The sequence below is a fragment of the Paenibacillus sp. J22FR21 genome (assembly GCF_056269135.1).
Genome location: NZ_JBWDNJ010000006.1, coordinates 193,883 through 212,913, shown reverse-complemented (window position 1 = coordinate 212,913; position 19,031 = coordinate 193,883). Strand labels below are relative to the sequence as shown.

At 53.7% G+C, this 19,031-nt stretch carries 12 protein-coding genes; 4 read left to right on the top strand and 8 right to left on the bottom strand.

The window, feature by feature from the left end; translation table 11 throughout:
- Nucleotides 1-152 precede the first annotated feature (152 nt).
- From AC0YNS_RS21935 to AC0YNS_RS21925, 3 genes are read right to left on the bottom strand one after another with little or no spacing between them, the layout of a single operon-like run.
- Nucleotides 153-2,141, bottom strand: a complete 1,989-nt coding sequence (locus AC0YNS_RS21935) for an ABC transporter ATP-binding protein (protein WP_475783093.1) — start codon at nucleotides 2,139-2,141, stop codon at nucleotides 153-155.
- Nucleotides 2,138-3,871, bottom strand: a complete 1,734-nt coding sequence (locus AC0YNS_RS21930) for an ABC transporter ATP-binding protein (protein ID WP_475783092.1) — start codon at nucleotides 3,869-3,871, stop codon at nucleotides 2,138-2,140. Before AC0YNS_RS21930 ends, AC0YNS_RS21935 begins: the two co-directional genes overlap by 4 nt.
- A 6-nt stretch (nucleotides 3,872-3,877) precedes the next feature.
- A complete protein-coding gene (locus AC0YNS_RS21925; RefSeq protein WP_475783091.1) occupies nucleotides 3,878-4,402 on the bottom strand; it encodes a MarR family winged helix-turn-helix transcriptional regulator in 525 nt (174 codons plus the stop codon).
- Nucleotides 4,403-4,557: 155 nt separating this feature from the next.
- Between AC0YNS_RS21925 and AC0YNS_RS21920 the strand changes: the two genes are divergently transcribed.
- Nucleotides 4,558-6,216: a glutamine--tRNA ligase/YqeY domain fusion protein gene (locus tag AC0YNS_RS21920; protein WP_090982104.1), complete on the top strand. Its 1,659-nt coding sequence runs from the start codon at nucleotides 4,558-4,560 to the stop codon at nucleotides 6,214-6,216.
- Nucleotides 6,217-6,896: 680 nt separating this feature from the next.
- On the opposite strand, the gene AC0YNS_RS21915 is transcribed toward AC0YNS_RS21920, so the two are convergent.
- Together AC0YNS_RS21915 and AC0YNS_RS21910 are read right to left on the bottom strand one after the other, a co-directional pair.
- Nucleotides 6,897-8,249 carry a hypothetical protein gene (locus AC0YNS_RS21915; RefSeq protein ID WP_475783090.1) on the bottom strand — a complete coding sequence of 451 codons (1,353 nt, stop codon included), beginning with the start codon at nucleotides 8,247-8,249 and terminating at the stop codon, nucleotides 6,897-6,899.
- Nucleotides 8,250-8,345: 96 nt separating this feature from the next.
- On the bottom strand, nucleotides 8,346-9,242 hold the full coding sequence (locus AC0YNS_RS21910) for an AraC family transcriptional regulator (RefSeq protein ID WP_475783089.1): 897 nt from the start codon (nucleotides 9,240-9,242) through the stop codon (nucleotides 8,346-8,348).
- 131 nt (nucleotides 9,243-9,373) lie between these two features.
- Here AC0YNS_RS21910 and AC0YNS_RS21905 point away from each other — a divergent pair, with 131 nt between their 5' ends.
- Together AC0YNS_RS21905 and mobA are read left to right on the top strand one after the other, a co-directional pair.
- The gene (locus AC0YNS_RS21905; protein WP_475783088.1) at nucleotides 9,374-10,483 is read left to right on the top strand and encodes a glycoside hydrolase family 172 protein; all 1,110 of its coding nucleotides are present in this window, start codon (nucleotides 9,374-9,376) and stop codon (nucleotides 10,481-10,483) included.
- Between the two features lie 311 nt (nucleotides 10,484-10,794).
- Nucleotides 10,795-11,448: a molybdenum cofactor guanylyltransferase gene (gene mobA, locus AC0YNS_RS21900; RefSeq protein WP_475783087.1), complete on the top strand. Its 654-nt coding sequence runs from the start codon at nucleotides 10,795-10,797 to the stop codon at nucleotides 11,446-11,448.
- A gap of 260 nt (nucleotides 11,449-11,708) precedes the next feature.
- Here the strand turns inward: mobA and AC0YNS_RS21895 are convergent, their stop codons facing one another.
- The 3 genes from AC0YNS_RS21895 to AC0YNS_RS21885 all read right to left on the bottom strand — a co-directional run bounded on the left by AC0YNS_RS21895 (nucleotide 11,709) and on the right by AC0YNS_RS21885 (nucleotide 16,165).
- Entirely contained in the window at nucleotides 11,709-13,838 is a 2,130-nt protein-coding gene (locus tag AC0YNS_RS21895) for a molybdopterin oxidoreductase family protein (protein ID WP_475783086.1), read from the bottom strand.
- Nucleotides 13,839-13,999: 161 nt separating this feature from the next.
- Nucleotides 14,000-15,241, bottom strand: a complete 1,242-nt coding sequence (locus tag AC0YNS_RS21890) for a nitrate/nitrite transporter (RefSeq protein ID WP_475783321.1) — start codon at nucleotides 15,239-15,241, stop codon at nucleotides 14,000-14,002.
- Nucleotides 15,242-15,607: 366 nt separating this feature from the next.
- The gene (locus AC0YNS_RS21885; RefSeq protein ID WP_475783085.1) at nucleotides 15,608-16,165 is read right to left on the bottom strand and encodes an ANTAR domain-containing response regulator; all 558 of its coding nucleotides are present in this window, start codon (nucleotides 16,163-16,165) and stop codon (nucleotides 15,608-15,610) included.
- Nucleotides 16,166-16,545: 380 nt separating this feature from the next.
- On the opposite strand from AC0YNS_RS21885, the gene nirB reads away from it, so the two are divergent.
- On the top strand, nucleotides 16,546-19,011 hold the full coding sequence (gene nirB / locus AC0YNS_RS21880; protein WP_475783084.1) for a nitrite reductase large subunit NirB: 2,466 nt from the start codon (nucleotides 16,546-16,548) through the stop codon (nucleotides 19,009-19,011).
- Nucleotides 19,012-19,031: the final 20 nt, after the last annotated feature.

Genomic DNA, 19,031 nt, shown 5'->3' with positions numbered 1-19,031 from the left:
GTTGTCAAATTAGCAGGCGATAATCCCCATTTCAGTATACCGTGTACTTCCATGTTTTAGTCTTAACTACTGTGGGTGGAGAGGGAAGAACGAGAAAACCTCCATCCCGCCTTGGAAGGTAGGGTGGAGGTTTGTGTACTGCCGTCTGCGTGCTAGCTTACATCCTGACGCTTGCGGTTGCTGAACTGACTTTCGTACAGATCGGCGTAGAAACCGCCTGCGGTGAGCAGGTCTTCGTGTGTGCCTTGCTCGATCACGGTGCCGTGGTTCATGACGAGAATGAGATCGGCATCACGGATCGTCGAGAGGCGGTGGGCGATGACGAAGCTGGTCCGTCCTTGCATCAGCTGATTCATCGCATGCTGAATATGAATTTCTGTCCGCGTGTCGACGCTGCTTGTCGCCTCATCAAGGATGAGGATGGCAGGGTCAGCGAGAATGGCGCGGGCGATGGTGAGCAATTGCTTTTGACCCTGAGAAATATTCGAGGCCTCTTCATTCAAAATCGTATCGTAGCCATCGGGCAGAGTTCGAATGAAGTGGTCGGCGTAAGCCGCTCTGGCTGCTGCAACCACCTCGTCTTCCGAGGCGCTGATGCGTCCGTAAGCGATGTTGTCGCGGATGGTTCCGTTGAACAGCCACGTATCCTGGAGCACCATGCCGAACAAGCCCCGAAGATCGCCGCGGCGAAGCTCCGTCAGGTTTACGCCATCAATGGTAATGCTGCCGTTATTGAGCTCATAGAAGCGCATCAGCAGGTTAATCAGCGTTGTTTTGCCGGCGCCGGTTGGGCCGACGATGGCGATCGTTTGACCTGCGCGGACATGGATATCCATGTCTTCAATGAGCGCCGTGTCCTCTTTATAACGGAACTGCACATGGTTGAAGCTCACGTCGCCCTTCGGCTTCATCGCTTTGCCGACAACGGCTGCAGCCTGATTGCTTACAATGGCAACCGGAACGGCCGCTTCCAACACTTCTTCTTCCTCATCCAGCAGCTCGAATATCCGCTCTGCGGAAGCAATCGTCGACTGAATGATGTTGGCGATTTGAGCCGTTTGCGTAATCGGCATCGCGAATTGGCGCGAATAGGAGATGAATGCCTGCACGTCCCCGATTGTAATCGACTTATGCAGCACCAGAATGCCGCCCGCGACACTGACCAGTACATAGCCGATGTTGCCGATGAAGCCCATGATCGGCATAATCATCCCGGAGACGAACTGCGCCCGCCAGCCGGATTGATACAGCTCCTCATTGACCGCATCAAACTTGGCAACGGATTTGCGCTCATGACCGAAGGCTTTCACGATATTGTGGCCGGTGTACATCTCCTCAACGTGGCCGTTCAATTCACCGAGTGCTTTCTGTTGCCCTTTAAAATAAAGCTGTGATCGCTTCGCAATCATCTTAATCGCGAGGAAGCTAAGCGGCAGCGTCACAATCGTGATGAGCGTCATGAGCGGACTGATCGTCAGCATCATGACGACAACGCCGATCAGCGTCACGAAGGCGGTGATGAACTGCGTTAAGCTTTGCTGCAGCGTGCCGCTGATGTTGTCGACATCGTTGACAGCACGGCTTAGTATTTCCCCGTGTGTCCGGGAATCGAAGAACTTCAGAGGCAATCGCGCCAGCTTCTCATTAACGTCCTTGCGAAGGTCGTATACGGTTTTCTGCGCAACGCTTGCCATGACATACTGTTGAATGAATCCGAATAGAGCACTAATGACATATAAGACCGCAAGTACAACAAGGATTTGCCAAATATAATGAAAGTCGATTTCTGAACCGGGCACGCCTTTGATCTTGCCCATCAGTCCTTCGAACAGCTTCGTTGTTGCTTTTCCCATGATCTTCGGTCCGAGAATGGAGAAGACCGTACTGAGCACCGCTGTCAACAGCACGACTAGGAGTGCCGTCTTGTGTGGCTTCAGATAAGCGGTCAATCTGCGCAAGGTACCTTTGAAATCCTTCGCCTTCTGAACTTGCATACCCATCATGCCGCCAGGGCCGCCGCGTCCCGGGCCAAAGCCGAAATTACCCGGACCCGGGCCGGTTGGAGCGCCCGGTCTCGGACCGCCTGAACCGCCGGGGCCGCCCGGACCGCCGCCTGCAGGACCTTTCTGTAGTTCGCTCATGCGATTTCCTCCTCTGACAGCTGTGACGTGACGATTTCGCGATAGACGGTAGACGATTGCAGCAGCTCGCGGTGCGTGCCAATCGCGGAGATTTGGCCGTCATCGAGCACGATGATGCGGTCGGCATCCATGACGGTGCTGACCCGCTGGGCGACGATTAAGACTGTCGCATCCGTCGTTTCACTGCGCAGTGCCTCGCGCAGCTTGGCATCCGTCTTGAAGTCGAGCGCGGAGAAGCTGTCGTCGAACAAATAGACCGAAGGCCTACGGATAAGTGCGCGGGCAATGGACAACCGCTGCTTCTGACCGCCGGATACATTGGTACCGCCTTGCGCAATCGGCGAGCCGAAGCCTTCCTTCATCTCGGAGATGAAGTCATTGGCTTGTGCGACAACGGCTGCATGGCGAATTTCCTCGTCAGTCGCATCTTCTTTGCCGAAGCGAATGTTCTCGGCAATGGTGCCCGTGAAGAGCACCGCCTTCTGCGGCACAAGGCCAATCATGGAACGAAGCGTCTCCTGCGACATATGGCGTACATCGATGCCGCCGATCGTAATGCTGCCGCTTGAAGCATCATAGAAGCGCGGAATGAGATTGATCAGCGTAGACTTGCCGGAGCCTGTGCCGCCGATTATGGCCGTCACCTCGCCGCGTCCTGCTCGGAACGAAATATCGGAGAGCGCCGGCATTTCGGCACCAGGGTAATGAAAGAATACATTGTTGAACGCAAGCTCGCCGCTTGCAACGACTGAACGAGCCGAAGAAGCCGCGCTTGGGTCTGTAATATCCGGCACCATGTTCAGCACCTCGTTAATCCGAGTTGCCGAAGCGGACGCACGCGGGATCATGACGAACATCATGGAGGCAAAGATTAACGCGAACATGATTTGCCACGCGTATTGGATGAAGGCCATCAAATCACCGACCTCCATATGGCCGCCGTCGATACGAAGCCCGCCGTACCAGACGATGGCAAGGCTCGCGAAGTTCAACACCAGCATCATCGCAGGCATAAGCGAGGCCATGATCCGGTTTACTTTGATCGATGTATCGGTCAGATCGAAATTGGCATCATTGAAGCGTCTTTGCTCATGGTTGATCCGGTTAAAGGAACGGATAACGCGGATCCCGGTAAGATTTTCGCGGAGTACGAGGTTGAGCTTGTCGATCTTCTTCTGCATAGCCTTGAACAGCGGGACACCGCGACTGACGATTGCGAAGATAATGAGTGCGAGAATCGGTACGATCGCAATAATGATGAACGAGAGATTAACGTCCTTGTAGAGTGCCATGATGATCCCGCCGAAGCACATCATCGGGGCCATGACCATGACCCGCATCATCATCATGAGGACTTGCTGTACTTGCGTAATGTCGTTGGTCGTCCGCGTAATGAGGGAAGCGGTGCCGATTTGGTCGAATTCATGCAAGGAATACTTCTCTACATGTCCGAAGACACGACTGCGCAGGTCACGGCCGAAGCCGCCTGCTGCTTTAGCGGACAGGTAACTCGCACCAATCGAACAGATGCCGCCGCCCAGTGCGATGAGCAGCATGAAGCCGCCGATCCGCCAGATGTACGGATTATCGCCTTGCACAACGCCTTTGTCGACAATGTCGGCGAGCAGCGTTGGGAGGTACAGGTCCGATAGCGATTGAAGGAATACGAATAGAAGCACGAAAAAAACAGGGATGCGGTAAGGCCGCAGCATACGAAGAAGTTTCATCATAAACGCTTATTCACCCTCTTTGGTATTGGTTGGTTTGTTTGAGTTATCCTTGCACCATGCGGAGCATTCCTCCGGTCGCTCCCCATGATAGAAGGCGAAGACATCATCGAGTAATTCTACGAGGAGTTCTGCGCGATCCTCGCCCAGATGCTCAATCAGTCCGTTCATCCGGGCATGCATGGCGGCTCGAGCAAGTCCGGTCAGTCTGGCGCCTTCCTCCGTCAGTTTAATTCGTACCACTCTGCGATCACTCGGGTCCGTACTGCGCTCAAGCAGACCTCTGGCCGTTAGCACATTCACAGTCTGTGTGATCGTCGGCGAGGCAACATTCATCAGATTGCTGAGTTCCGATGCCTTCAGTCCGGCGGGATTGGAGCGCATCGCTCCGCCGATGGTAAACAGCGTCATCGTCTCGCTGGGCGTGCAGTTCTCGATCGGGTTGCGGTTCTTGAACGGAATATGCTTGAGCTGGCGGAATGCGCGGATAAGCTGGTGGCTGGTGTGGCGTTCGTGCTCGTGATCACCTTGCATAGGAAGTGCTCCTTTTTTGCGTCATGCATTTAGTTTAGTTAGCTAACCTAAGTATATTTATTCCGCCAATGGAATGTCAAGATTACTATTTATAAACACTCTGAAAATTGTGTATGATAGTAGGATAAGATTTTAGGTAGGAAAGGTTGGTCGCAATGGAGAACAAGACATCATCCTCTAACTTTATTAAAAATATCGTGGCTGAAGATTTGAAAGCCGGTAAAGTCAGCGAGGTCATTACTCGCTTCCCGCCGGAGCCGAACGGTTACCTGCATATTGGCCATGCCAAATCGATCTGTCTGAATTTTGAGCTTGCCGACGAATATGGCGGGAAAACGAACCTGCGTTTTGACGATACGAATCCGGTGAAAGAAGATACGGAATATGTAGAATCGATCCAAGAGGACGTGACTTGGCTCGGTTTTGAGTGGGATGACCTTCGTTTTGCTTCGGATTATTTCGAGGAGCTCTATCAACGTGCGGTGCTTCTGATTAAGAAAGGCAAAGCGTTTGTCTGCGACTTGACGGCTGAGCAAATGCGCGAAATGCGCGGATCCTTGACGGAGCCCGGCAAAAACAGCCCTTACCGTGATCGCAGCGTGGAAGAGAACTTGGATCTGTTCGCTCGCATGCGTGCAGGTGAATTCAAGGACGGCGAACGGATTCTGCGTGCCAAAATCGACATGAGCTCGCCGAACATCAACCTGCGCGACCCTGCGCTGTACCGCATTGCTCACGCTCATCATCACCGGACGGGAGATGCTTGGTGCATCTATCCGATGTATGACTACGCTCACCCGATCAGCGACGCGATTGAGGGCGTAACTCACTCGATCTGTACGCTGGAGTTCGAAGATCACCGCCCGTTGTACGATTGGACGATCATCGAATGCGAGATGGAATCGCAGCCGCGTCAATATGAGTTTGCCCGCTTGAACGTGACGAATACGATCATGAGCAAACGGTACCTCAAAATGCTCGTCGATCAAGGCGTCGTCGAAAGCTGGGACGATCCTCGCATGCCGACGATCAGCGGTCTTCGCCGCCGCGGCTTTACGGCGGAATCGCTGCGTGCCTTCTGCCGCGAAATCGGCGTAGCGCGTGCTTATAGCGTGGTAGATGAGCGGATGCTGGAGTTCTTCATCCGTGAAGATTTGAAGCTGAAGGCGCCCCGCACGATGGCCGTGCTTGCACCGCTGAAAGTAGTCATCACTAACTACCCGGAAGGGCAAGTGGAGATGCTTGAAGCCGAGAATAATGCGGAGAACGAAGAGATGGGCAGCCGTCAAATTCCGTTCTCGCGTGAAATTTATATCGAGCAGGACGACTTCATGGAGAACCCGCCGAACAAATATTTCCGGTTGTTCCCCGGCAACGAAGTCCGCTTGAAGCATGCTTACTTCATTACATGCCAAGAAGTGGTGAAGGACGAAGCCGGCAACGTAGTGGAGCTTCGCTGCACCTATGATCCGGAAACGAAGAGCGGATCAGGCTTCACCGGCCGTAAGGTGAAGGGCACCATCCACTGGGTGGAAGCTTCCCAAGCGGTACCTGCGGAATTCCGCCTGTTCGAGCCGCTGCTTCTCGACAATCCGGAGGATGAGGGCAAGGACTTCCTTGACCGCATTAACCCGAACTCCCTCGACGTGCTGCAGGGCTTCGTCGAACCGAACATGAAGGAAGCGCGCGGACAGGACAAGTTCCAATTCTTCCGCCACGGCTACTTCAACGTAGATCCGAAGCATACCAGCGAATCGAAGGTTGTCTTCAACCGCATCGTGTCGCTGAAGAGCTCGTTTGATCCGAAGGCTTAAGCGCGTTAAGGGGCCGGCTCCGCAGTCATTGTTCATGACTGTGGAGCCGGCCCCTTTGTTTTTGATTTGGTGGATACCGCTGATAGCGGCATATCCGCTAAAGTGGGGCGAAACCACGCCAAAACTGACTCATAAGCGGAATAGTCGCTAATGGCGTCGCAATCCGAGTAAAACCAACCCGATATGCTACTTTCTGTAATCATTTGCTGCAGGATATCTACCTGGTTATGCATCTTCGCGCCGCGAGAGGGCCGAAATGTTGCATAACCTGCAACAATCTTTGCGATAAAGAGCGAGCAGGGAAAGGAATGTTGCGCGATATGCAACATTTCCCGTGAAAACAGCCTAATAAGGGTTAGTTTACCGAACAATGTTGCATTTTGTGCAGCATTTGACTGAATGGAGCGGCTAATCCGTTCAAATGTTGCATTTAGCGTAACATTCCATGGTGATCAGCCACTGGCGCGACTGCGTGGCCAGCGAGTAGGGCTAATTGGCCTTCTTCGCCATCCTTGCACTCGCTTGCCTGCCAAGTTGGCCACCTCGGCCCGGTCGCGCTCTAGCCGGTAGCCTTGCTAGCCCGACCGACCCGGCGAACCCCGCCTTAGCCAGGCTACTTGTTCAAGCTCGCCCGGCCGGTCCAGCCCAAAAGAAGCACCGCCAATGGCGGTGCCCCAAACCTAACCCTTCCGCGCCAGCTCATTGGCGCGGATTTCATCCATGAACTGCGGCCACCACTCGGTCTGCTCGGACCAGGTGGCCGTTTTGACGTTCGCCTGCCCCCATGCCTTCATCGCTTGGTCGCCACTCTCTGTCATGGCGGCTAAGCTGCCGTAATCCGGAACGAGCCACTTGCGTCCGATTTGGGCATGAAGCACCTCGTCGGCCCAGTCGTAATCTTGGATCAGCAGCGAAATCGGATTGTTGGTATCCTTCGCGATTTCCCACTCTTTCTGCTTGCCCGTATGTTTAGGCATGAGGCTTTGTTCGATCCGCCACAGGATGAGGTGAGCCTCCTGCGGACTAAACTCGGTATTCAGGATCACCGAAGATCCCATATGAATCGGGTACTTATAGAACGGGACACCGCCGAAGTAAAGGCCGATTTCCCCAAGCATCGCATGCCGGGTTTCATCCCATAGCTGGCGGCTGAGATCGGTGTAGTATTCCCACGGCTTGCCTTCCGTTTTGTACAGAATCGGCCCCATCCACTCCGGTACATCCATCTCGCGAAGCCGTTTGTAAATCAAAGAATACGCGCGCTCTTCCGGCGAGCAGCTGTCATCCCAGAAGTAGGAATCGATCTTAGCGGAGGTGTTGTAAGGGTCGATGAACCGCTCGTCGCGCCGAGGCATCGGGTCCATCTCATAGCGTTGACCGTCCGAACGCGGTTCAGTCTCGCAAACGACGGCATCGAGATCGCCCGATACGCCGCCTGCCGCTAGCAAGAACGCGCGTAGATGGGCTTCCCACTCCGATGCCAATGTCGCCTGCTCAGGCGTATCGATCAATGCCGTCAGAGCGGCGTCTCCCCATGCAATCATTTCTTCTTCGTCCTGAAGCATACCTCGAAGCAGACGATACGTGGGATGCTCCGTGATTTTATTCACATCCGCAATATAGCTAGACAGCGCTTTCACCAATTCCGGTCGAATGACCCGATAGATCCCGGTGAGCAGCTCGACCGTATTCTCCGCGCGAATGGCTTCATCAAGCCAGATGCGCAGATGCTCATCCGGGTCTTGATCCAGATGCAGGGGAGGCTCGCGCATTTCAGAAACCCGTTTGCGAATAGCGGCGCTGTGCTCGGCATCGAGCCACAGATGATAGCCAAACGCACATTTTACTTCCCATTCCGGAACAGCTGCCAGATGCGCGGACAAGATTTGATTGAGGTTCTTGGCAATAAAGTTGAAACGCTTCAGCAGATTCACACTTTGGTCGACGGTAAATCCGGGCTTACAGGCCTCTTCGTAGGAGCATATTCCGGCAAGAGGCGGGATACCTTTATTGTCAATAACGACTCTGTTCATTGCGCGACACTCCCTTATGAAAGTTGTACTTACGTACGATTATATAAGTTCTAAGGGGAAAATTCTTGGTCTAAACAATCTCGTTTTTTGTCAAAATCAACTGTTCATCTCTTCCGCACTCGGACCGCTCTTCGTTCTGAAAGCTATTGGAGGCAGTCCCTCCGCCACCTTGAAGGCGCGGCTGAACGCATGGATGCTGCCGAATCCGAGGTGATCCGAAATATGCTGGATTGAGAGATTCGTGTACCGCAGCAATTGTTTGGCTTGATCCATTCGGATTTGACGATGGTATTGGATTGGCGTCATGAGATAGTGCTTCTTGAAGGTGCGCAGCATATAGTACTTGCTGATATTAAAACGTTCAGACAGCTCCTCCAGCGTGATCTCGCTGTCCCATTTGGAGTGAAGATGCCGGCGGATGGCTTGCATATCCGTACCTGGACGTTTCATGCCGAGGTCATGCTGTCTGATTAAGTAAGTGAGCAGGGAGAGAAGCAATCCTTTACAAGAGGTTTCGTAAAGCGGCAATCGCATTTGGAACTCCTCGATTAATTCCAGCAGCATCGACTCAAACCGCTTCGGTTGACGAAGCCGAATATGGCTTGGGAGCGCGAGCGCTCCCTCGGACATCCAGTCCGGCCGAAACCATGCCAGCTGTTCCTTCGACATATGGCTGGACATCTGAAAGGACACCGACAGGTCCGGGCTATCCGGCATCTCGATCAGGTCAAAATGGACATGTGGCTGGCTTATGACCGCATTGCCAAGCACCCGGATGGAATGCCTTTGCCGCGGCTTAAACAGGAAGATATCGCCTGGAATGCCTTCGTAGGTCTCGTCTTCCACCGTTACAAGCAAATTCCCCTCCTGCAAATAAAGAAGCTCGTAATCCCAAATTTGCCGCGGGGAAACGGACCAATTAGAAGGGGCTATGTTTGTCATTGCTATACGAACGTAGGGACTGAGTCCCGTGATGATATCATGTTCCTGCATCTGCGTGCCTCCCTGGCTGCGATTGATCAGAAGAGCAATTGTTGTTAAAAAGTCACATGGTCCTGATAAATATTTATCCGAAGCGGTTCGTTATAATCAAGCTATCATGGAGCTAGCGAGAGGAGACGAATATGTTAAACCATATCAGTAAGATTCAACCTGGCATTAAAACGAAACGGATTTCGAGCTATGACCGAAGTGGGGGAAATGCCGACTTTATTCCGATTCCCGCAGGAGAAACAGCGGATCTTGCTGTCATCGCCGGGGCTGGCATCATCAAGCATATTTGGATCACGATCAGTACGCCGGACAAGTTCATCCGTCGCAATGCCGTCATTCGGATGTATTGGGACGGCGAAACCGAGCCGAGCGTAGAATCGCCGATTGGCGATTTCTTCGGACAAGGATTCGGTGAAGAATACAATTTTGCATCGCTTCCGCTTGCTGCGGCTCCTGCGAACGGCAAAGCGTTTAACTGTTATTTTCCGATGCCATTCGGCGACGGGGCACGAATTACGATCGAGAACCAATCGGCAGAGCCCATTACGAGCTTCTATTATTATATTGATTTCGAGGAGCACCCGGAGATTCCTGCCTCTGAAGGCCGGTTCCATGCGTGGTGGAACCGTGAGGTCACAGGTGTTCATCCGCAAGAAGGAGAAACGGAGTGGAGCGTGATCGGACCGCAAAGCGCCAATCCGTCGACGGAACACAACTATGTGTTCGCAGATATCGTCGGCAGCGGGCAGTTTGTGGGCATCAACTACTACGTCGATAATCCGGGTCCGATGTGGTACGGCGAAGGCGATGACATGTGGCTGATCGATGGCGAGGATTGGCCGGGCTCCCTGCATGGAACGGGGACAGAGGACTTCTTCAACAGCTCCTGGTGCCCGAATGAAGTGTATGCGCATCCGTATTTCGGTTACGCTAAAGTGCCGAACAAGCTGGGCTGGATGGGCCGCACGCATTGCTACCGTTTCTTCTTGGAGGATCCGATCCGCTTCGAGAAATCGCTGCATGCGAGCATCGAGCATGGACATGACAATAGCTTGACGCTCGATCTATCGACCGTTGCTTATTGGTATCAAAGCGAGCCGCATAACCCATTCCCGGCACTGCCGGCGAAGGAAGAGCGCGCCAACATGCCGGAAGTCGGCGTCGTTGATGTGCATCGGTGGCGGCATGCATGGCGCGGCGCGAACGGCAACTCGCCAACCTTGTGGGGGAACGAGAAATAATCGCATTATGTTGGAGAACCGTCCCGTGTGGGCGGTTCTTTTTGCACTGTCTACTTTTCCATCGACCGCTGATGAAATAGTACCTAAGTTCCCTAAACATTCTCCAGTTCGATTAGGGGGCTTGATAGGGATTGAATGCTCAGAATTGGAATTGGCGACTCTCAGCGGCAGAAGCGGTTGACTAGGTGTAGGTTGGGGGCTGAGAGCGCGGTTTGCGTACTCTCAGCATCTTTTTGATTAGAAGAGAGTACAGGTATCTGCTGTGGGCTGGTATACTAAGGGCAACTATTTGGTGATCGGAGGGGGACAGCGTGTCAGTAGCTATATCGAAGGTGACGGGAATCATTCTGGCAGGCGGACGAAGCTCGCGAATGGGTTCGGATAAGGCATTGCTGCCCATTGGAACTGAGGGTGATGTGATTCTGAAAGTAGTTGCCGAGCAAATGGTGGCTCTGGGCTTGCCGAATGTCGTTGTTTCCGTTGGCGACAGTGAGCGGGAGGATGTCTATAGAACCCAACTGGAGGGTTTGCCGGGTCAAGTTCAATTCGTACACGACTCCTATCCGGACTGCGGACCACTGGCTGGACTACATGCTGCATTGTCCGCTATGCAAGAGCCGGGTTATGGCTTCGTTATGGCATGTGATATGCCGGTGTTATCGGGCTCGCTGCTGGCACGAATGCTGGAGCTGGCAAGCGAGAAGAGCGTATTGCGGCCGGAAGCGGGCATGCCGCAAGTCATTCGCACGGCGAATCAGCCGTTCCACGCACTCTATCATACGAGCGTGGCAAATGAATTGCGGCAACGGCTGGAGCGGCGTGAGCTTCGACTAATGTCGCTGCTTGATGCGCTGAACACTGTTGAAATGAGGTCTCTTCCTGATGAAGAAGCCGCATTTGTAAATTTGAATACCCCCGAATTGTACGCCGACTACATACGCGCGAAGGGCACTTTACCCCCATAAAAGGCTGGAAATCCAGTTAGCTGTTGAAGTGTTGTTCTGATGAGCGCAACACTTCAACAGAAATCGTCCAATACTTGCGGATGTGTCGCTGTGGTGGCTACTTTTTCCCGGTAATGAGAGGTACCAGGAACCGCACTTAGAGCGATATAGCCACATTCTGTCGCAAGTTACTTATCCATGTAAAAAAGCACCCGCAGGGGTGCTTTTTTACGTGACTATTTACTATGATTTTCCACTACCCATTGGCGTAACATGGCCGCTTACGGCGGAGCTTCCCGCTCAAGCCGAACGGCGCATAGCTTGAATTCCGGCATGCGGCTAATGGGATGCAGCGCATCGTTGGTCAGCTTATTGATTGCTAGGTCGCCGCCCCAGTGGAAAGGGACGAATACCGTCGTCGGGTGGATATCCTGCACCACCTTGACGTCGATGACCATCGTGCCGCGCCGCGTGGTGAGGCGGAGACGGTCGCCGGGACGAAGCAGCAGCTTCTCGGCTGCCGTCGGATGAATTTCCGCAATAGGCACCGGCGCTTTCTTCATCAGGGCGGCGGTGCGCCGCGTCTGGGTGCCGCTCAAGTAATGGTTGCCGAGCCTGCCGGTCGTCAGGATATACGGATACTCGCGGCTCGTCGTCTCGGCGGGTTTCTTCGGCGTAATTCCGTGCAGCTTAGCGCGTCCGTTCGGATGGAAATAGACGCCGTTCTCGAACATGCGAGGCGTTCCCGGATGCTCCGGCGAAGGGCAGGGCCAGAACAAGCCTTTCTTCTCCTTAATTCGTGAATAGGACATGCCGCTGTAGTCTGCTTTTCCGCCTGCGCTTGCTCGGCTCAGCTCATCGAATACCGCTTCGGGGGACTCATATTGAAAATATTCCCCTCGCCCAAGCCGAGCAGCAAGTGCAGCTATCAGCTTGTAATCCTCCATCACTTCGCCCGGCGTCTTCAGCGCGCGCGGACGATGAAACACGCGGCCTTCGAGATTGGTTAGTGTGCCCTCCGCCTCCAGAAAAGTCGATCCAGGCAGCAGCCAGTGCGCGTAAGCGGCGGTTTCCGTCTCGAAGAGATCGATGACAACGAGCAGCTCGAGCTTCTTCAAGGCCTCTTCTACACGTGAATTATTCGGACTCGATACAAGCGGATTGGAGCCAAGCACGATCATCGCCTTGATTTCACCTTCCAGAATGCGATCGAACAGCTCATACGCCGACACGCCTTTGCCCGGGATCTCCTCGGGATCAATTCCCCAAACCGCCGCGACATGCCGCCTTGCTTCGGGGTCGTCGATCATGCGGTAGCCCGGCAGCTGGTCGGCTTTCTGACCGTGCTCGCGGCCGCCTTGACCGTTAGCTTGACCGGTTACCGGTCCGAATCCGCAGCCGGGTCGGCCCATTTTGCCGGTTAACAGACAGAGATTGATATAGTTCAGCGTGTGCTCTACGCCGTTAATTTGCTGTTCCAATCCGCGCGCAGTGAGGACGACGCCTGTTTCTGCACGGGCAAATCCGCGTGCGATGGTGCGGATGACTTCTTTGGGAATGCCGGTGTACGTCGATACGGTATCAGGCGAGAAATCCCGCACAGATTCCCGAACCTCTTCAATCCCGGTCGTGTGTGCGTCCACATAAGCTTGATCATAGAGATTCTCGCTTAGGATGACATGGAGTAGGCCGTTTACGAACACGGAGTCAAACCCCGGCTGTAAATTCACGTGAATATCGGCTAGCTTGGAGGTCATGGTAGGGCGTGGATCAATCGTTACGATAATGGCGCCGCGTTTCTTCGCTGCCATCAAATACGGAACCATCGTCGGCTGACATTCCGCGATATTGGTTCCGGCCAAAATAATATAGTTCGCCATGATTAAATCATCCAACGGCACATTCATCCCGCGATCGATGCCAAAAGCGCGCATTTGCGCTGCAGCAGCGGAGGACATGCAGTAGCGTCCGTTATAATCAATATATTTGGAGCGTAAAGCGACACGCGTAAACTTACCGAGCAAGTAACAGACCTCATTGGTGAGTGAGCCTCCGCCGAAGACGGATACGGCGTCACGACCATGCTGCTCTTGAATGGATAAGATCGAGGAGGCGATGCCATCAAGCGCATCTTCCCAGCTGGATGGCTGCCATATCGAACCCGGCAGGGCAGAGCCAACCCTGCGCTGCGGTACGAGGAGACGCTCCTCATGGACGGTATGCCCTAAGGCGTTCAGCCCTTTCTGGCACAAGCGGCCCGTTGCCACAGGGAAATCCGGGCTGGGCTTAATTTCGAACCCTGCCGCATTGTCATCGGGAAGCAGTTCAATTCCGCACTGCATACTGCAGAAACAGCAATGTGAGCTAATTCGAGTCGCTTCCGGATCAGCTGCTATAGGTAGTGCGCTCATGAGGTTTCCTCCATTTCCGCTTGCGTAGGGGTAAGGCGTGCAGACGGAACGGCTTTGTTCCGTCTGCCCCGGATGATGCACGCTGCCTTCTGCCGGCATAGGGTTCAGTCAACTGAAAGTGCGGGAATCAAGCGGGCTGAGCAGTCCGCCTATCGAATTAATTAAGAGGTGGCCGTGTTCTGCATGCCCGCCGAATCGATACGGGCTTTGCCGCCGCTGCCGATCCAGGATCTCTTCCATGCGCCTTGCACAAGGAAGATGAGAACGATACAGATGAGCGCCACGCCGCTAAGAATAAGGAAACCCGGTGTATAGGAACCGGAAGAGAGCTTCAGATTACCAAGAATCTTAGGAAGAAAATAACCTCCCAGTCCTCCTGCGGCGCCGACAATACCGGTGACGATGCCGATCTCGTTCTGGAAGCGTTGCGGCACAAGCTGGAATACAGAACCGTTGCCCATACCGAGGGCCATCATTCCGATGAACAGCAGGACAATCATGGCCGGAAGCGGCGGCAGGGTAGAGATGCAGGCCATCATAATGGCGACGACCGCGTATAGGGCAATCAGCATGCGCAGGCCGCCAATTCGGTCGGCCAGCCAGCCGCCAACCGGACGGAAGAAGCTGCCTGCGATGACACAGATTGTGGCGAAGTCAGCTGCCCGGACGGGACTAAGCCCATATTGGGTGTTGAAGAAAATCGTCAAATAGTTGGACATCCCAACGAAGCCGCCGAATGTGACGGCATACAGCATACAGAACATCCATGTGTCCCGCTGCTTCAACACCGAACCGTAATCGGACAGTTTGCGCGGGGAGGGCTGGTTCGGGCTGTCCTTGGCGAGCAGGGTGAACACGATGAAAACAATTGCGATCGGAATGAGCGCCATGCCGAAAACAACATGCCAGCTGCCATAATGCTGGGCGATCCGATTGGCAAACAGCGTAGTGAATACCGTTCCGCTGTTGCCTGCGCCGGCGATTCCCATCGCGAGACCTTGATACTTCGGCGGATACCAGCGGCTTGCGAGCGGCAGTGCGGCAGCGAAGGAAGCGCCGGCAACGCCGAGCAGCAGCGCGACGATATACAGCTCACCTAGGGAGTCGACGAACTTCCAGCCCCAGACGAGCGGGACCATCGTAAGCAGAATGCCGATTTGTCCCGTGCGTTTCGGTCCGATCACATCGGTGAAATAACCGAGCACAAGGCGGAGGATGGAACCCCCGAGTATCGGCAGTGCGACGAGGTTCGCTTTCTGGGCGGCATCCATCTGATAGTCGCTCATAATAATGACAGCCAGCGGCCCTAGCAGCACCCACACCATGAAGCTCATGTCAAAATACAAAAATGCGCTCAGCAAGGACGGGCTGTGTCCGCTTTTTAGAAATCCATCGCGATTCATCATTGCAAGTAGCTCCTCTCCATTGTTCATTCCGGTTGATCTCTCTCTTTAGTAAAAGGTCCTGCTGCTTCATCTTCATCTTCAGCTTGTCAAACGAGAAATTTGAGGGTTGCTCGCTTGAAGTGACTGCTTTGTAAGCGTTTCTAACACAATAAAAGGCCGCATCGCAGTTATATAACTGCAATACGGCCTCTTTGCCATCGGCTCCACGTCGGTGTGGAAGCCAAGTTATCGTTCGATTCACGTCATTGTGATCTTAGTTGCAATTATAGGGGGCTTGCGAGGTCTGTGTCAATATAGCTGACATACAAAATTTTAGGGGGGGAGCGGGGGTGGTTTAATACGTATAGGAGCTGATGCCGAGAGTTAGCCGTGGATAAGTTGGTAAACTTTCACGATGGAGGCTGCAATATCGCCGATCCGTTTGCGTTCGTTCATCGCCTGTTTTCGCAGGAAATCATAGGCTTCCGCCTCGGAAATCCCTTTGATTTCGCACAATACGGCCTTTGCTTGATCGATCCATTTGCGCTCATCAATACGCTGCAGCAGCTGCTCCCGTTCCTCGGCCCATCGCTTGCGCTGCTGGAATACACGCTGTCCCCACTTCAAGGCAACGCCAAATTCCAAGGTGTTCATAGAGCTGAAGAGGACGCCGTCCAATGTGAAACCAAACTCAAGCTCGCTCGGAACCGCGTTCTCGGAGCAGAGCCATAGCGTCGGCAGTCGTCTCATTCCTGCAATTGTGGATTGCCAATCCTGCATCCTCTCTAAGGGAACATGCATCACCACGGCATCCGCGACGCTAATGAGGCTCTTTGCCTCTTCTACATTAGCTGCACGATGCAAGGTGCGGCAGTTTTGCTGCAAGCTATGCATCGAAACGGGAGGTCTTCCTTCCTCGAGAAAAAGGATTGATCTCATCATCGGTCACCTCGGTTAGGCACAGCAATTGTCTGGCTTTGAAGCCCTGCCTGCAAATTTGTAATAAAATATAACATACCCTCCCTCAGAATGTCGACGTTCATTTCAACTATTTTCCCTAAATTTTAGGCGAGTGACCATTAATGGCACTTTACGTGCTATTTTATGTTAGATATATTGACATGCGCGATAATGCGACCTATACTAAAGCCAAGATCTTTACGACGGCACAATGGCGTGCCCTCTTAAATCCGGCAATGGAGCCTATTCTTTCGTCAATTGCGACGAGGGGGTAGGCTTTTTATGTTTTCGGAAGCGGCCGGGGCTGCAGCGCAATAAGGGTCGTACCTCGTGCGACGCACTAACTTTTAGGAGAGATAGCCATGAGAAAAAAACTAGTCATGATCGGAAATGGGATGGCCGGCGTGTCATTCGTGGAGCAGCTGCTCAAGCTGAACCCGCATCGCTACGAAATTTCAATTATTGGGGCGGAGCCGCACCCCAACTATAACCGCATTATGTTGTCGTCTGTGCTCGCAGGGGATGCCAGCATGAAGGATATTATTCTGAATGATTGGGATTGGTATCGCGATAACGAGATTTCGCTTCACACCGGTCAACAAGCGACAGCAGTGGATACGGAGGCGCGTACGGTAACGACGGATCAAGGACTGACATTATCGTACGATGAGCTTGTTTTTGCTACGGGATCACTGCCGTTCATGCTTCCGATACCGGGGGCTGATAAGGAAGGCGTCATTGCATTCCGGGACATCAAAGATTGTGAAACGATGATCGATACAGCGAAGACGTACCGGAAGGCTGTAGTTATCGGCGGCGGTTTGCTCGGTATTGAGGCGGCACGGGGGCTGGTCAATCTCGGCATGGAAGTGAGCGTTGTTCATATCTTCAGCTACTTGATGGAGCGGCAGCTCGATGCTACGGCTTCGCGTCTTCTGCAAGCGGAGTTGGAACGGCAGGGGATGAAGTTTCTGCTGGAGAAGCAGTCCGATTTCATTACGGGAGATGAACGTGTAACAGGTCTGACGTTCAAGGATGGGACGCATGTAGAGGCGGATCTCATCGTCATGGCAGCGGGCATCAGGCCGAATGTGCAGCTGGCGAAGAGTGCCGGCGTGGAAGTGAATCGCGGTATTGTCGTGGGTGATCATCTTCAGGGGAGTATAGCTAACATACATGCGGTAGGTGAATGTGCCGAGCATCGCGGGGTTGTGTACGGTCTGGTGGCGCCGCTCTACGAGCAAGGAGCCATTCTCGCGAAGAAATTGGCCGGTGTCGAAAGTGATGGCTATCAAGGATCGGTGCTGTCAACCAAGCTGAAGGTATCCGGGGTCAACGTATTCTCGGCTGGGCGGTTTGCGGATGAACCGGGTACGAAGGCGCTTCGCGTACAGGATGATTTGGACGGCATTTATAAGAAGGTAGTGTTTGAGAATGGGAAGGTCGTCGGTGCTGTTCTGTTCGGCGATACCAGCGACAGTTCAAGGCTTTTCTCGGTTATTCGCAGCGGTAAGGACTTTACGGGAAGCGAGAAAGAAGTGCTGTTCGGACCGTCCGGCGGAGGCGGAGGCGGTAAGTCGGTGAGCACGGCGGATCTCGTAACCGCCATGAGTGGGGACGAAATCATCTGCGGCTGCAACGGCGTAACGAAAGACACGTTGGTGGAGGCGATCACGGAGAAAGGCTGCGTCAGCGTAGGTGAGTTGAAGGCCTGCACCAAAGCTTCGGGAGGCTGCGGCGGCTGTAAACCACTCGTGGAAGCTATTCTGACAACGACGCTCGGCGCAGATCAGGTAACGGCGGTGAAAGAGGGCATCTGCGGATGCACGACGCTCTCGCGCGACGAAGTGGTGAATGCCATTCAGCAAATGCACCTCACGACGACGAAGGAAGTTATGCATGTGCTGGAGTGGAACAACCCGGAGGGCTGCTCCAAATGCCGGCCTGCACTCAATTATTACCTCGGCATGGCGTTCCCTGACGAACATGAGGATGAGCTGGAATCTCGTTTCGTTAATGAGCGCAATCACGCGAACATTCAGAAGGACGGCACGTTCTCCGTTGTTCCCCGCATCTATGGTGGGGTGACGACGCCGGAGGATTTGAAGAGAATTGCGACGGTAGCGGAGAAATACCAAGTGCCGCTTGTCAAAATAACCGGAGGCCAGCGAATTGACCTGCTCGGTGTGAAGAAAGAAGACCTGCCTGGCATGTGGAAGGATCTCGATATGCCTTCCGGCTATGCATACGGCAAGGCGCTGCGCACCGTGAAAACTTGCGTAGGCAATACGTTTTGTCGGTTCGGAACACAGGATGCGATCAAAATGGGCGTCGACTTGGAGAAGAAATTCGAGCGGTTGAACACCCCTCATAAAGTGAAGCTGGCTGTCTCGGGCTGCCCGCGCAACTGCGCAGAGGCGACCATCAAAGATCTCGGCGTAGTCGCAATTGACGGCGGATGGGAGATTTACGTGGCCGGTAACGGAGGAACTCGCGTGCGCGCAGCAGATTTGCTGACAAAGGTAAAGACGGAAGAGGAAGTTCTGGCGTGGACGGGCGCTTACTTGCAATATTACCGGGAAACGGCCAACTACATGGAACGGACGAGTGAGTGGTCGCTTCGAATTGGTCTCGATACGATCAAAGCTGCGCTGGAGAAACCAGAGGATCGTGACGCCTTGAATGCACGCATTGATAAGACGCTTGATCTCATGAAGGATCCTTGGCAGCAAATCATCGAAAGTGACGATCTGCGCAGCGCATTCGATGCGCTGACAGCACCGATGAGTCCGGAAGCTGCAGCAGCAGACGCAACGTTGAAGCCATAACCAGAGACAGCGCTGCGCCA